This is a genomic window from Bacillus sp. GC_Bacil_1 (assembly GCF_026540675.1).
GTDB classification, from domain to species: domain Bacteria; phylum Bacillota; class Bacilli; order Bacillales; family Bacillaceae_G; genus Bacillus_A; species Bacillus_A cereus.
Genome location: NZ_JALNUG010000006.1, coordinates 12,920 through 26,884, shown reverse-complemented (window position 1 = coordinate 26,884; position 13,965 = coordinate 12,920). Strand labels below are relative to the sequence as shown.

The following is a 13,965-nucleotide window of genomic DNA, read 5'->3' as shown; positions in this document are numbered from 1 at the left end:
GAGGAATTTCCATTGACATCATCAAATACAAAAGTATATCTCGAAATTGTAAAAAAAATCCGTTCCATTATGGAAGAGGATGGATTGGTAGCGGGGGATCGTTTGCCGTCTGAGCGTGAGTTAAGTTCACGCTTAAACGTAGGACGTTCCTCTGTAAGAGAAGCATTGCGTGCTTTAGAACTGGTAGGATTGATTGAAACGAGACGTGGTGAAGGGACGTTTATTCGAAACTTTTATGATAACGGTCTTGTACAATTAATTGCTCCGTTCTTACTGCAAGATGAGAAAACGATTCGTGATTTATTACAAACAAAACGATTGCTTGAGAAAGATATGATTCGAATTGTATGTAATTTACCGAAAGAAACGTTTTCTAAAGTACTAAGTAGATTACACCAAGTACTTGAAGAAAATGAAAGCTCAATCCCAACGCTTCATCAAACGTTCTTTAAAACACTTATTGAACAAGTTGATAATTATTTACTATATCGCATTTGGATGATCGTAAATGATTACGTAGCAACTCTTTCTTGTAAAGTTTCAAGAGATTCTATCGATATGTATAGAAAGCTTTATGCTACTTTGGAAGAAAAACAAGAAAATGATGCACTAAAAATTTACGATGAATTAGTAGAGAATATACAGTTTCACTCGTAATGTATAAAATTTGTCGAAATGACCATGACACGTTATGACAAACATTCTACCGCGTAGCGGTTAAAGTTAAACGTAAAGAGTGAGGTTATTAGACAGATTGAGAAGATAAGGCTAACATCAAACTTTGGTGTTAGCCCCATTTTCTTCTTACGCTAACCTTAGCTCTCAACGAAGGGGGTCAAATTGTGCTAAGAGATTTATTCGTGAAAAAGAAAAAGTACGCTGCAATACCTTCAGAACAAGTACGAAAAGATGTGCCAGATGGCGTTATGACAAAATGTCCGGAATGTAAAAAAATCATGTATACGAAAGAACTTCTAAAAAATTTAAAAGTATGTGTGAATTGTGGATATCATCATCCTATGAATGCATGGGAACGTCTTGATAGTATATTGGACGAAGGGTCATTCCGTGAGTATGACAAAGAAATGGTTTCATTAAATCCACTCGAGTTTCCAGGTTATGAAGAGAAACTAGAGAGCGATCGTAAGAAGACTGAATTGAACGAAGCGGTTGTAACTGGTGAAGGAACAATTGATGACATGCTTGTTGTTGTTGCAGTAATGGATTCTCGTTTTCGAATGGGGAGCATGGGCTCTGTAGTAGGAGAAAAAATCGCCCGTGCGGTTGAAAAGGCGTACGACTTACAAGTTCCATTTATTATCTTTACTGCTTCGGGTGGTGCCCGTATGCAAGAAGGGATATTAAGTTTAATGCAAATGGCAAAAACAAGCGTAGCTTTGAAAAAGCATAGTAATGCAGGAGGGTTATTTATTTCTGTGATGACTCACCCAACGACGGGCGGGGTTTCAGCGAGTTTCGCTTCACTTGGTGATTATAATCTTGCAGAACCAGGTGCACTTATCGGATTTGCTGGTAGACGTGTAATTGAACAAACGGTGCGTGAGAAACTACCGGAAGATTTCCAAACGGCAGAATTCTTACTAGATCATGGTCAATTAGATGCGGTGGTGCATCGTGATGATATGAGAGAATCGCTTCGCAAGATTTTAGAAGTTCATCAAGGAGGGGAAATGGCTGTATGGCAGAGCTAGAATTTGAAAAACCAGTTGTTGAGCTAAGAAATAAGATTCGTGAACTGAAAGACTATACGAAAAACAGCCAGATGGACTTCAGTGAGGAGATTCGTATTTTGGAAGAAAAGCTAGAAAATTTAGAGGAAGATATATACGGCAATCTAAAAGTATGGGACCGTGTTCAAATTGCTCGTCATGCAGAACGACCGACAACGCTCGATTATATTGAGCACTTATTTACTGATTTTTTCGAATGTCATGGAGATCGTCTATTTGGCGATGATGCAGCGATTGTCGGCGGCATTGCGAAATATAAAGGGATGCCTGTAACTGTAATTGGGCATCAGCGCGGAAAAGATACGAAAGAAAATATTCGCCGTAACTTTGGAATGCCTCATCCAGAAGGATATCGAAAAGCACTGCGTCTCATGAAACAAGCGGAAAAGTTTAATCGTCCTATTATTTGTTTCATCGATACGAAGGGAGCTTATCCTGGTAAAGCAGCTGAAGAACGTGGACAAAGTGAAGCTATTGCCCGCAACCTATTTGAGATGGCAGGTTTAACGGTACCAGTTATTTGTATCGTTATCGGTGAAGGCGGTAGTGGTGGTGCGCTAGGTCTTGGAGTAGGAGATTACATTCATATGCTAGAAAATTCCACTTATTCTGTTATTACACCAGAGGGTGCAGCGGCAATTCTTTGGAAAGATGCAGGAAAAGCAAAGGAAGCTGCAGAGGCAATGAAAATTACAGCAGCAGATTTGAAAGAATTAGGTGTAATTGATGAAATTATTCCAGAGACAAAAGGTGGAGCTCACCGTAATATTTTGAAACAGTCAGAAAATATAGACTTAATGATTAGAAAAACTTTTGAACAATTAAACGGAATTTCGAAAGATGAATTAATCGAAAAACGTTATGAAAAATATATGAAAATTGGGCAAGTTTCGTTTTCAAACGCTTCCATTGGGATAAAATAAGAAAAGCGTGCGTTCCTCTTCGCGAATGCACGTTTTTATTATGAAAAGACACATCTTCTCCATTGTGTTTTTATATTTTTTCGTGTTATTTTATTATAAGGCAAATAATCTTTATGAGGTGAGTACAAATGAAACGTATTGGTGTATTAACAAGTGGTGGAGATTCACCTGGTATGAATGCTGCCATTCGTGCAGTTGTTCGTAAAGCGATTTTCCATGATATTGAAGTATATGGTATTTACCATGGATACGCTGGATTAATTTCTGGTCACATTGAAAAATTAGAACTTGGTTCTGTTGGCGATATTATCCACCGCGGTGGTACGAAATTATATACAGCAAGATGTCCTGAGTTTAAAGACCCAGAAGTACGACTAAAAGGTATCGAGCAATTAAAGAAACATGGTATCGAAGGACTTGTTGTTATTGGTGGAGATGGTTCTTACCAAGGCGCTAAAAAATTAACTGAACAAGGATTCCCATGTGTTGGTGTACCAGGTACAATCGACAATGATATTCCTGGAACAGACTTCACAATTGGTTTCGATACAGCTTTAAACACTGTTATTGATGCAATTGATAAAATCCGTGACACAGCTACATCTCATGAACGTACATATGTTATCGAAGTAATGGGACGTCACGCTGGTGATATCGCATTATGGGCTGGTTTAGCTGATGGTGCAGAAACAATCTTAATTCCAGAAGAAGAGTATGACATGGATGATGTTATCGCTCGTCTGAAGCGTGGTAGTGAACGTGGTAAAAAACACAGTATTATCGTTGTAGCTGAAGGTGTTGGAAGTGCAATTGACATCGGTAAGCACATTGAAGAAGCAACAAACTTTGATACTCGTGTAACTGTATTAGGTCACGTACAACGTGGTGGATCACCAAGTGCACAAGACCGTGTATTAGCAAGTCGTCTTGGCGCAAGAGCAGTTGAATTATTAATTGCTGGTAGAGGTGGACGTTGTGTAGGTATTCAAGATAACAAACTTGTTGATCATGATATTATCGAAGCGTTAGCTCAAAAGCATACAATCGATAAAGATATGTATCAATTATCTAAAGAATTATCCATCTAATCGGCGTAATGTCAGATATTTGGGAACGGTTTCATAATTTTCGGAGGTGCAATATGCGTAAAACTAAAATTGTATGTACTATAGGTCCTGCTAGTGAAAGTATTGAAAAATTAGAGCAATTAATCGAAGCAGGTATGAACGTTGCTCGTTTAAACTTCTCTCATGGTAGCCATGAAGAGCACGGAGCTCGTATTAAAAACATTCGTGAAGCTTCAAAGAAAACTGGTAAAACAGTTGGTATCTTACTTGATACAAAAGGTCCAGAAATCCGTACTCACGACTTCGTAGACGGACAAGCTGAGCTTGTAACAGGTGCAGAAGTAGTTCTTTCTACTGAGCAAGTATTAGGTACTGCAGAGAAGTTCTCTGTATCTTATGCTGGTCTTTATGACGATGTAGACCCAGGTTCTCGCATTCTAATCGATGACGGTCTTATCGAACTAGAAGTAATCGAAAAAGCTGATGGAAACATCCGTACAAAAGTTCTTAACAGCGGAACTGTAAAAAATAAAAAAGGTGTTAACGTACCAAACGTAAGCATTAAGCTTCCTGGTATCACTGAAAAAGACGTAAAAGATATCATCTTCGGTATCGAGCAAAAAGTTGATTTCATCGCAGCTTCATTCGTACGTAAAGCGTCTGACGTATTAGAAATCCGTGAATTATTAGAAGAGCATGGCGCTCAATACATCCAAATCGTACCGAAAATCGAAAACCAAGAAGGTATCGACAACATCGATTCAATCTTAGAAGTTTCTGACGGTTTAATGGTAGCTCGTGGTGATATGGGTGTAGAAATTCCACCAGAAGAAGTACCATTAGTACAAAAACGTCTAATCAAAAAATGTAACGTGTTAGGTAAACCAGTTATTACTGCGACACAAATGTTAGACTCTATGCAACGTAACCCACGTCCAACTCGTGCGGAAGCAAGTGACGTAGCTAACGCAATCTTCGATGGTACAGATGCAATCATGCTTTCAGGTGAAACAGCTGCTGGTCAATATCCGGTAGAAGCAGTAACAATGATGGCTAACATTGCAGTACGTGTTGAAAAATCATTACAATACGAAGATATGTTCAAAAAACGTATTAAAGAGTTCACTCCAACAATTACAGATGCAATTAGCCAATCTGTTGCGCATACAGCACTTGCTCTTGATGTAGCTGCAATCGTAGCTCCAACAGAAAGTGGACATACTGCGAAAATGATCTCTAAATACCGTCCAAAATCTCCAATCGTAGCTGTAACATCTGACGAGCAAGTAGGACGTCGTCTTGCACTAGTTTGGGGTGTACAAGCATTTATGGCTGAGAAGCGCGCAGCTTCAACTGACGAAATGTTAGATACAGCAATTCAAACAGGTATGGATGCAGGTCTAATCGGCCTTGGAGATACTGTAGTAATTACTGCTGGTGTTCCAGTTGCTGAAACTGGTACAACAAACTTAATGAAAATCCACGTTGTTGGTGAAGAAGTTGCTAAAGGACAAGGGATCGGTCGTAAAGCTGCAAAAGGTAAAGTAGTTGTAGCAAAAACAGCTGCTGAAGCTGTAGCGAACGTAAACGAAGGTGATATCCTTGTTACAACAAGCACTGATAAAGATATGATTCCTGCAATCGAAAAAGCTGCTGCTTTAGTTGTAGAAGAAGGTGGCTTAACAAGCCATGCAGCTGTTGTAGGCGTATCAATCGGTATTCCTGTTATCGTTGGTGTAAACGGCGTAACAGCAACTTTAAAAAATGGCCAAGAAGTAACAGTTGATGCAGCACGCGGAATTGTTTATAATGGACATGCGGAAGTGCTATAAGTAATACGGAGAGAAGGATCGGAGTCCTTCTCTTTTTTTTTACACAAAAACGAGATAGAATTAGCTTAAAACGCCTAGAATTGCTTTTAAAAGCTGTTTGTTATGGGTTTTAATATGAAAGGGTATTATATTTCATATGATGTATATAGGCTTTGTGAGGGCGTTAAAAGTGAGTTGTGAGAGAGGTGTAGAACTATGAAGTGGTTACTATTCTTGTTTATTTTAATACCGGCGATTGAGATTACGGTCTTAATCGGATCAAGTCATGTAATAGGTTTATGGTCTACGTTCGCTATGATAGTATTTACAGGTGTAGTAGGTGTGTATTTGGCGAAAAGACAAGGATTTAAAGTGCTTGGAGAGATTCAATCTAAGTTGAATAGAGGGGAAATGCCAGGTGAGGCAGTACTAGATGGTATTTTTGTATTTGTAGGAGGTATTCTCTTAGTGCTTCCTGGTTATGTGACAGATGTGCTAGGGTTTATCTGCGTGATCCCTATTACGAGAGCTTTATTGAAGCCGCTTGTTATGAAGTGGATGGAATGGAAGTTTAGAAAGAACTCTACTATTATCATTCAGAAGTAGCGCTTAGATTATAACGATCTAAGTGCTATTTTTTTGTCTTGTAAGAGGGGAGGAACTTTCTGATTGAAGCTTTGTTTTACCGCGTTATTTGTGGGGTGTGGAATTTCTATCTCAAAGCTGGGATGCTCGTAAGTGTTTGATGTGGGGGGATGAACGAAACGTCCGCTTATTATATTTGCTATATAATTTTCGTTTGAACTCTTGTTGTGCTTCGATTAAACGTGTGATTTTTAGTGCTATTAATTTGGATGAATAAGATGGTGTGAAATGCAGCCAAATTAAAGTTTTGCTTTCGTATATAAAGGAGCGATTGGTGTAAAGAATTAATATAAAAGGTGGGGATTGTTAGTTGAAGCCCTATTTTATGCTATTTTGTATATTTATTCATTTACATAAAAAGTAATAAATGTAAGTAATAATTATAGGTAAAATAGAATAAAAATGTATTTTTAGCTAGAATATGTGTTTTTTTATGCAAAAAAACAAGAGGATTATCCTGTTTCTGGGTAATTCTCTTGTTGCGTGTGAGTAGTGTGGGAAATAGGTAAAAGGAATAATCAGTGGGAATTTCCCACTGATTATAGCTTGATTTTTTGTATGAATTAGAAACTGTTATTTTGAAGGTGAACCTTTAATATATTTCCACAAGTCATGGAAGACATTAGCTTTGTGTAATGTATTAAGTAGTACCAAGGTGACTGGACCGATGATTAATCCTAAAAAGCCAAAAAGCTTAAAGCCGACAAATAGAGCGACGAGTGTTGCTAATGGATCGAGACCGATGTTAGATGAAAGTACTTTCGGCTCCATAATTTGTCTTTGGACAATCACGACGATGTATAAAATGAGAAGGCCAATGGCGAATCCGGTATCGCCAGTGAAAAATACGTATATAACCCACGGAACGAAGACCGCGCCTGTTCCTAAATAGGGTAGTAAATCTACAACTCCTGTAATAATCGCAATAGTAATGGCGTATGGTACGCGTAATATTAAAAGTCCGATCAGTACAATGACGGTTGTCATAGATACGAGTGTAAGTTGTGCTTTCACAAAACCAAACAAAGCTTTTCTTAAATCGACAAAAATAGTTTTTCCGTATCCATGTACACGATTCGGTAGCAAATTTCTTGCTTTCTGAGCAAGACGGTGCCAATCGTAACTAATGAAGAAAGTGGCTAATAAAATGAATACAAGGACAGTTAACGTTGTTGGCAGTGCACTAATGAAATTCGTTAACCCGCTTATAATGGCGGTTAAAAGTTCTTTCATTTGTGTTGTTGCTTCTGTTCCTAAGTTTTGGATGTTTTGTGTAATTGTATAGCGCTGTGGTTCTCCAAGATGATTAAATTTAGAGATTAAATCATCGTAGAGAGGCATAATATGATTAAGTGCAAATTGCTGAGCGAATGTAACGATATCTGGAAACTTTACTGTAACAAGTTGTAGTAAGTATGTTGTGGCAGATATTGCTTCAGTCACAAGATATGTAACAAGTCCGACGATAGCTCCAAATACGAGAATTAAGCTAACGAGTACTGCTAGTGCGCGAGGAAATTGTAGTTTTTGATTAAGGAAATTGACGACAGGATTAATCAAATAAGCAAATGCAAAAGCGATAATAAAAGGATAGATAAGCCCTGACATGTATAGTAATACATAGAACCCAGCTACCGTTGCTACAATGACAAATATGAGTCGCAATATCATATATAGTAAGTTTCGGTTCAAAGATGTATACCTCCCATTCCAATTTGGATTATCCTAATTCGTTCAACTTATAACGAGTGTGCCCCACTGATTAAAGTTTCACTTTATGTTATAGTGGAATGATGGATTTTTCCTGCTTTTTCAGTATGTGAGTGACTGTGAAAGCTTTGTGTTGATGCTTCTACTATATGGTAAAAACTTCATTTTCTCTTCTTTTTATTTTACCTGTTTCTAATTAGAAAAGAAAGAAGAGACGCCCGTTTTTAAAATGTATACATGCTTAAATTTTGATGGTGAAAGTCTCAATTTATCATTTTAAAATACATAAAAAATGAAGTGATTCATGTTGAATAGGCATCGATATATCATGTATAACGATAGGTTTAAAGGTATTTTTGTTTGGAAATGAGTTCATTATTTTCAGAAAGGAAGTGCAAACATGATTAGTCAGTCAACGTTATTTTTATTCATACTACTTATTATAGGACTTATTGCGAAAAACCAATCGCTTACTGTGGCTATTGGTGTGTTATTTTTATTGAAGTTTACGTTTTTAGGAGATAAGGTCTTTCCTTATCTACAAACGAAAGGAATTAACCTAGGTGTAACGGTCATTACAATAGCGGTGCTCGTACCGATTGCGACGGGGGAAATAGGTTTTAAACAACTTGGAGAAGCGGCAAAATCTTATTATGCGTGGATTGCTTTAGCTTCAGGTGTAGCGGTCGCTTTGTTAGCGAAAGGCGGCGTACAATTGTTGACAACGGATCCTCACATTACAACTGCGCTTGTTTTTGGGACAATTATAGCGGTTGCGCTATTTAATGGGGTTGCTGTTGGTCCGTTAATTGGGGCTGGAATTGCCTATGCGGTTATGAGTATTATACAAATGTTTAAATAAGGAATTTTATAGTAATATAAAATTTTTGAATTCTTTCTGTTCACAAAAGTCAGATAATTGTTTATAATAGGATTAGAAACTTTGAAAAGTTACATAACAGCAGAGACTTTACACCAGATAAAATAAAAACAACATAAAACAATTTTATAATGATATTGTTTTATGTTGTTTTTATCATAAAACTCTTCGGAATGTATTTTCCTCACTAACTTGTTGTTTTGAGCGTGAGGATTCGGGGAGACATTCACGCTCATGCTTTCCATGTAAACAATGGACAATAAGAGGGGAACATCGCAACAAATTTGCATGATCGTGCATTTTGCTTGCCTAAAGAGTGAACGGGCGTTCATAATTCATAAGGGGAGCAAATAGATATAAGGAGCAAGGTTGGGAGAATTTTCAGGAAAAGGAGAGAATGTCATGACTGTTATTCGAGGTTTAGAAGGGGTAGTAGCAACAACATCATCTGTGAGCTCTATTATTGATGATACATTAACTTATGTTGGGTATAATATTGATGATTTAGCTGAGAATGCTACGTTTGAAGAAGTAGTGTACTTATTATGGCACCGCAAGCTTCCTAATGAAAAAGAACTAGCGGAATTTAATGAAATTGTATCTGAATACTATAAAGTTCCAGGTGAGATTTTAACATATTTGAAACAAGTAGATTTAAAAATTGCACATCCGATGTCTGTTTTACGAACTGCAATTTCCATGCTATCATTATACGATGAGAGCGCTGAAATTATGGATGAAAAGTCTAATTATTTGAAAGCGGTTAAATTACAGGCTCAAGTGGGAACTTTAGTTGCTGCTTACGCGAGAATCCGTAAAGGTTTAGATATTGTTGAGCCAAGAAAAGATTTATCATTAGCTGCAAACTTCTTGTACATGTTAAATGATCGCGAGCCAAATGAAGTTGAAATTGAAGCTTTTGATAAGGCACTTGTACTTCATGCAGATCATGAGTTAAACGCTTCTACATTTACTGCACGTGTTTGCGTAGCTACACTGTCAGATGTATATTCTGGTATTACAGCAGCAATCGGTGCATTAAAAGGTCCTCTTCACGGTGGGGCAAATGAAAATGTAATGAAGATGTTAACTGAAATTGGCGAAGAAGAAAATGTAGAGTCATATATTCATAATGCTCTTCAAAATAAAGTGAAAATCATGGGCTTTGGCCACCGTGTGTATGAGCAAGGTGATCCACGTGCAAAACACTTACGTGAAATGTCTAAGAGATTATGCGTGCTTTTAGGAGAAGACAAATGGTATAATATGTCTATCAAAATTGAAGACATTGTAACAAAAGAAAAAGGTCTTCCACCAAATGTCGATTTCTATTCAGCTTCTGTATACCATTGTTTAGGAATTGACCATGACTTATTTACACCTATTTTTGCAATTAGCCGTATGTCAGGCTGGTTAGCTCATATTCTAGAACAATATGAAAACAACCGTTTAATCCGTCCGCGTGCTGATTATAATGGACCAACGCATCAAGTGTATGTTCCAATCGCACAAAGATAAGCGAAAAACACTATTTCGATAGTGAAAATACGCTTTCAAAAGTCTGATTTTTTCGGAAAGATGTAATGATTAGAATATTTTAATTTGACTAACGGTTTGAACTGAGGGGTTATTCCCTCAGTTTCATACATATGAAATTTCAAACATGGGGGTTATCACATTGACGACAGGTGAAAAAATTACTGTAACTAATGGTGTTATGAATGTACCAAACAATCCGATTATTCCATTTATTGAAGGAGATGGAATTGGTCCTGATATTTGGGCAGCTGCATCTCGCGTAATAGAAGCAGCAGTTGAAAAAGCTTATGATGGTGAGAAGAAAATCGTTTGGAAAGAAGTGCTTGCAGGGGAAAAAGCATTCAACCAAACAGGCGAGTGGTTACCAGAAGAAACTTTAAATTTAATTCGCGAATATTTAATCGCAATTAAAGGTCCACTTACAACTCCAGTTGGCGGTGGTATTCGTTCTCTAAACGTAGCACTTCGTCAAGAATTAGATCTATATGTATGTCTACGTCCAGTTCGTTATTTTGAAGGTGTTCCTTCACCTGTAAAACGTCCGGAAGATACTGATATGGTTATTTTCCGTGAAAATACAGAAGACATTTATGCTGGAATTGAATATGCACAAGGATCTCCAGAAGCAGAAAAAGTTCTTGCTTTCTTAAAAGAAGCAATGGGTGTTAATAAAATCCGCTTCCCAGAAACATCTGGTATTGGTATTAAACCAATCTCAGAAGAAGGGACAAAGCGTCTTGTTCGTGCTGCAATTCAATATGCAATTAATGAAAAACGCTCTTCTGTTACATTAGTTCATAAAGGAAACATTATGAAATTTACAGAAGGTGCTTTCAAAAACTGGGGTTACGAAGTAGCGGAACAAGAATTCGGCGACAAAGTATTTACTTGGGCTGAATATGATCGCATTGTTGAAAAAGATGGTAAAGATGCAGCAAATAAAGCGATGGCAGACGCTGAAGTGGCTGGAAAAATCATCGTAAAAGATTCTATTGCAGACATCTTCTTACAACAAATTTTAACTCGTCCACGTGAGTTCGATGTTGTTGCAACAATGAACTTAAATGGTGACTATATCTCTGATGCACTTGCTGCACAAGTAGGTGGAATTGGTATTGCACCTGGTGCAAACATTAACTATGTGACTGGACATGCTATCTTTGAAGCTACACACGGTACAGCTCCAAAATATGCAGGTTTAGATAAAGTAAACCCATCTTCAGTTCTTCTTTCAGGTGTATTATTATTAGAACACTTAGGATGGAATGAAGCAGCGAAATTAGTAACAGATTCAGTTGAGAAAACAATTGCATCAAAAGTAGTAACATATGACTTCGCTCGCCTAATGGAAGGCGCAACAGAAGTGAAGTGTTCTGAGTTTGCTAATGAGCTTATTAAAAACATGGATGTAGCGATAATCAAAAACGCATAATTAAAGCGGGGGGTAAATTATGACAATCAAACGCAAGAAGGTTTCAGTCATCGGTGCAGGATTTACAGGAGCAACAACGGCATTCTTATTAGCACAAAAAGAACTTGCAGATGTTGTATTAGTGGACATTCCACAACTGGAAAATCCAACAAAAGGGAAAGCGTTAGATATGTTAGAAGCGAGCCCAGTACAAGGTTTTGATGCTAACATTATTGGAACATCTGATTACGCAGATACTGCTGATTCTGACGTTGTCGTTATTACAGCAGGTATTGCACGTAAGCCTGGTATGAGCCGTGATGACTTAGTAGCAACGAACTCTAAAATTATGAAAAGTATTACGCGCGACATTGCAAAACATTCACCAAATGCAATTATTGTTGTGTTAACAAATCCAGTTGATGCAATGACATATTCTGTATTTAAAGAAGCAGGATTCCCGAAAGAGCGTGTAATCGGCCAATCGGGCGTATTAGATACAGCTCGTTTCCGTACATTCATCGCACAAGAATTAAATCTTTCTGTAAAAGACATTACAGGATTTGTTCTTGGTGGACACGGTGACGACATGGTACCTCTTGTACGTTATTCTTATGCAGGCGGTATTCCGTTAGAAACGTTAATTCCGAAAGAGCGTTTAGAAGCAATCGTAGAACGTACACGTAAAGGTGGCGGTGAGATTGTAGGCTTATTAGGAAACGGTAGTGCATATTACGCACCAGCAGCTTCTTTAGTTGAAATGACAGAAGCAATCTTAAAAGATCAACGCCGTGTATTACCAGCTATTGCGTACCTTGAAGGTGAGTATGGTTATAGTGACCTTTACTTAGGGGTACCAGTAATTCTAGGTGGTAACGGAATTGAAAAAATTATTGAATTAGAACTTCTTGCAGATGAAAAAGAAGCGTTAGATCGCTCTGTAGAATCTGTACGTAACGTAATGAAAGTTCTTGTTTAATAATTGAATAGTAGTGAAAAAGATTCGGGATTCCGAATCTTTTTCTACTATTTACCGAATTGTTTTTTTGAAATAATATGAAAACGCTATCATTTGTAATATCCTATAATGAAACTATAGATTTATACTATATATTGCCCTCATCATAGTAAAGTTCGGATAAGGTATCGCTTTTAGTAGGATAATAAGGTGAAAAAATCGGAGGGGGTTGTAACATGTTAAAGAAAAAAGTTCAAATTGGTCGTAAAATGGATGAAATTACAGTAGGAGAGAAATTATCTATCACTGAAAAAATTGAGGATAAAGATTTGTTATTGTACTTAGGGTTAACGAATGATGCCAATCCATTATATATTCAGCATGATTACGCATCCCAAACTCCGTATGAAAAGCCGATTGTACCAAGCATTATGCTAACGGGAATGATTACAACGGCGGTTACGAAATATTTACCGGGTCCAGGAAGTCATATTACGAGAAAGGACCTTACGTTCGTGAAGCATGTTCACCATTATGAAACGTTACAAATCCACTTTGAAGTTGTGGCTGTTTCTGAGGAGGAACATACAATTGATATGCTTGTATCTGCTCATGATGAAAAAGGAGAAACTGTTGTAAAAGGTTCATTAACAGTCACGCCGCCTTTTAAATCTGTTTCCATTATGGAAAAAGCATTAGATAATTTTTAAAAGATGAAAATATGAATAGCGCTAGCATACCTTGGATAAGGATGCTAGCGCTATTTTTAGTTGAAAAATCCTTCTTTGAACCCTTCAGCAAATTCTGAGCACCCCGTTTTAATCGTATCCCAGCTCGGTACGTTAAAAGTAAGGAAGCATGTTACTACTAAAGTTAAAATAGGTAGTAATAGTCGCATAATAGACCTCGGTATCTATTTTATTTGTATATTTAAATTAATAATATAATCATCGGTAATTGAAGTCAATGAAAGGAGTGGTTTTTTTAGGTGAGGTGGAAAAAAGAAGATGTTATCTTTGAAACAATAAGAGAAGCTGAAGTGTGGGCAGACGGGGTCGCAAATGAAATGTACGGAAGAGTATTGGATGGATATGCAACGCGAGATTATAAAGTCGCGTATGCTCTTTCGTTTTTCCTAGCACAAAATCAAGATTTTATAGTTCATACGGAAGTGAGCTTTAAAGAAGAGAGAGTAATCTATAAAGTTTGGCAAAATCCTGTGTAGTTGCAGGTGAATCGTAATTACTTCTATTTTCTCAATTCTACACAA

At 37.3% G+C, this 13,965-nt stretch carries 14 protein-coding genes; 12 read left to right on the top strand and 2 right to left on the bottom strand.

Annotation, left to right across the window (positions count from 1 at the left end; genetic code table 11):
* Positions 1 to 12 precede the first annotated feature (12 nt).
* The 6 genes from OXT04_RS11070 to OXT04_RS11045 all read left to right on the top strand — a co-directional run bounded on the left by OXT04_RS11070 (position 13) and on the right by OXT04_RS11045 (position 6,158).
* Entirely contained in the window at positions 13 to 657 is a 645-nt protein-coding gene (locus OXT04_RS11070; RefSeq protein WP_000204444.1) for a FadR/GntR family transcriptional regulator, read from the top strand.
* Between the two features lie 185 nt (positions 658 to 842).
* Positions 843 to 1,712 (top strand): acetyl-CoA carboxylase, carboxyltransferase subunit beta, encoded by an 870-nt coding sequence (accD, locus tag OXT04_RS11065; RefSeq protein ID WP_000942856.1) that lies wholly within the window; start codon positions 843 to 845, stop codon positions 1,710 to 1,712.
* On the top strand, positions 1,700 to 2,674 hold the full coding sequence (gene accA / locus OXT04_RS11060) for an acetyl-CoA carboxylase carboxyl transferase subunit alpha (protein ID WP_061660088.1): 975 nt from the start codon (positions 1,700 to 1,702) through the stop codon (positions 2,672 to 2,674). The genes accD and accA overlap by 13 nt, the downstream gene beginning before the upstream one ends.
* A 128-nt stretch (positions 2,675 to 2,802) precedes the next feature.
* The gene (gene pfkA, locus OXT04_RS11055) at positions 2,803 to 3,762 is read left to right on the top strand and encodes a 6-phosphofructokinase (RefSeq protein WP_000821158.1); all 960 of its coding nucleotides are present in this window, start codon (positions 2,803 to 2,805) and stop codon (positions 3,760 to 3,762) included.
* 53 nt (positions 3,763 to 3,815) lie between these two features.
* Entirely contained in the window at positions 3,816 to 5,573 is a 1,758-nt protein-coding gene (gene pyk / locus OXT04_RS11050) for a pyruvate kinase (RefSeq protein WP_001232667.1), read from the top strand.
* A gap of 195 nt (positions 5,574 to 5,768) precedes the next feature.
* The gene (locus OXT04_RS11045; protein WP_000871631.1) at positions 5,769 to 6,158 is read left to right on the top strand and encodes an FxsA family protein; all 390 of its coding nucleotides are present in this window, start codon (positions 5,769 to 5,771) and stop codon (positions 6,156 to 6,158) included.
* A 612-nt stretch (positions 6,159 to 6,770) separates the two neighbouring features.
* Here the strand turns inward: OXT04_RS11045 and ytvI are convergent.
* Positions 6,771 to 7,889 (bottom strand): sporulation integral membrane protein YtvI, encoded by a 1,119-nt coding sequence (gene ytvI, locus OXT04_RS11040; protein ID WP_001081389.1) that lies wholly within the window; start codon positions 7,887 to 7,889, stop codon positions 6,771 to 6,773.
* Between the two features lie 418 nt (positions 7,890 to 8,307).
* Here ytvI and OXT04_RS11035 point away from each other — a divergent pair, with 418 nt between their 5' ends.
* The 5 genes from OXT04_RS11035 (at position 8,308) to OXT04_RS11015 (ending at position 13,405) form a co-directional block, all read left to right on the top strand.
* The gene (locus OXT04_RS11035; RefSeq protein ID WP_000625507.1) at positions 8,308 to 8,769 is read left to right on the top strand and encodes a DUF441 domain-containing protein; all 462 of its coding nucleotides are present in this window, start codon (positions 8,308 to 8,310) and stop codon (positions 8,767 to 8,769) included.
* 387 nt (positions 8,770 to 9,156) lie between these two features.
* On the top strand, positions 9,157 to 10,305 hold the full coding sequence (gene citZ / locus OXT04_RS11030; protein ID WP_000503651.1) for a citrate synthase: 1,149 nt from the start codon (positions 9,157 to 9,159) through the stop codon (positions 10,303 to 10,305).
* A gap of 160 nt (positions 10,306 to 10,465) precedes the next feature.
* Complete coding sequence (icd, locus tag OXT04_RS11025; protein WP_000206893.1) at positions 10,466 to 11,758, top strand: NADP-dependent isocitrate dehydrogenase; 1,293 nt, start codon at positions 10,466 to 10,468, stop codon at positions 11,756 to 11,758.
* A 19-nt stretch (positions 11,759 to 11,777) separates the two neighbouring features.
* The gene (gene mdh / locus OXT04_RS11020) at positions 11,778 to 12,716 is read left to right on the top strand and encodes a malate dehydrogenase (protein WP_000153232.1); all 939 of its coding nucleotides are present in this window, start codon (positions 11,778 to 11,780) and stop codon (positions 12,714 to 12,716) included.
* Positions 12,717 to 12,931: 215 nt separating this feature from the next.
* Positions 12,932 to 13,405, top strand: a complete 474-nt coding sequence (locus OXT04_RS11015; RefSeq protein ID WP_000914180.1) for a MaoC family dehydratase — start codon at positions 12,932 to 12,934, stop codon at positions 13,403 to 13,405.
* A 56-nt stretch (positions 13,406 to 13,461) separates the two neighbouring features.
* On the opposite strand, the gene OXT04_RS11010 is transcribed toward OXT04_RS11015, so the two are convergent.
* A complete protein-coding gene (locus tag OXT04_RS11010) occupies positions 13,462 to 13,593 on the bottom strand; it encodes a hypothetical protein (protein ID WP_001238014.1) in 132 nt (43 codons plus the stop codon).
* 90 nt (positions 13,594 to 13,683) lie between these two features.
* On the opposite strand from OXT04_RS11010, the gene OXT04_RS11005 reads away from it, so the two are divergent.
* Positions 13,684 to 13,920, top strand: coding sequence for a hypothetical protein (locus OXT04_RS11005; RefSeq protein WP_001267356.1), 237 nt, complete (start codon positions 13,684 to 13,686; stop codon positions 13,918 to 13,920).
* Positions 13,921 to 13,965 lie beyond the last annotated feature (45 nt).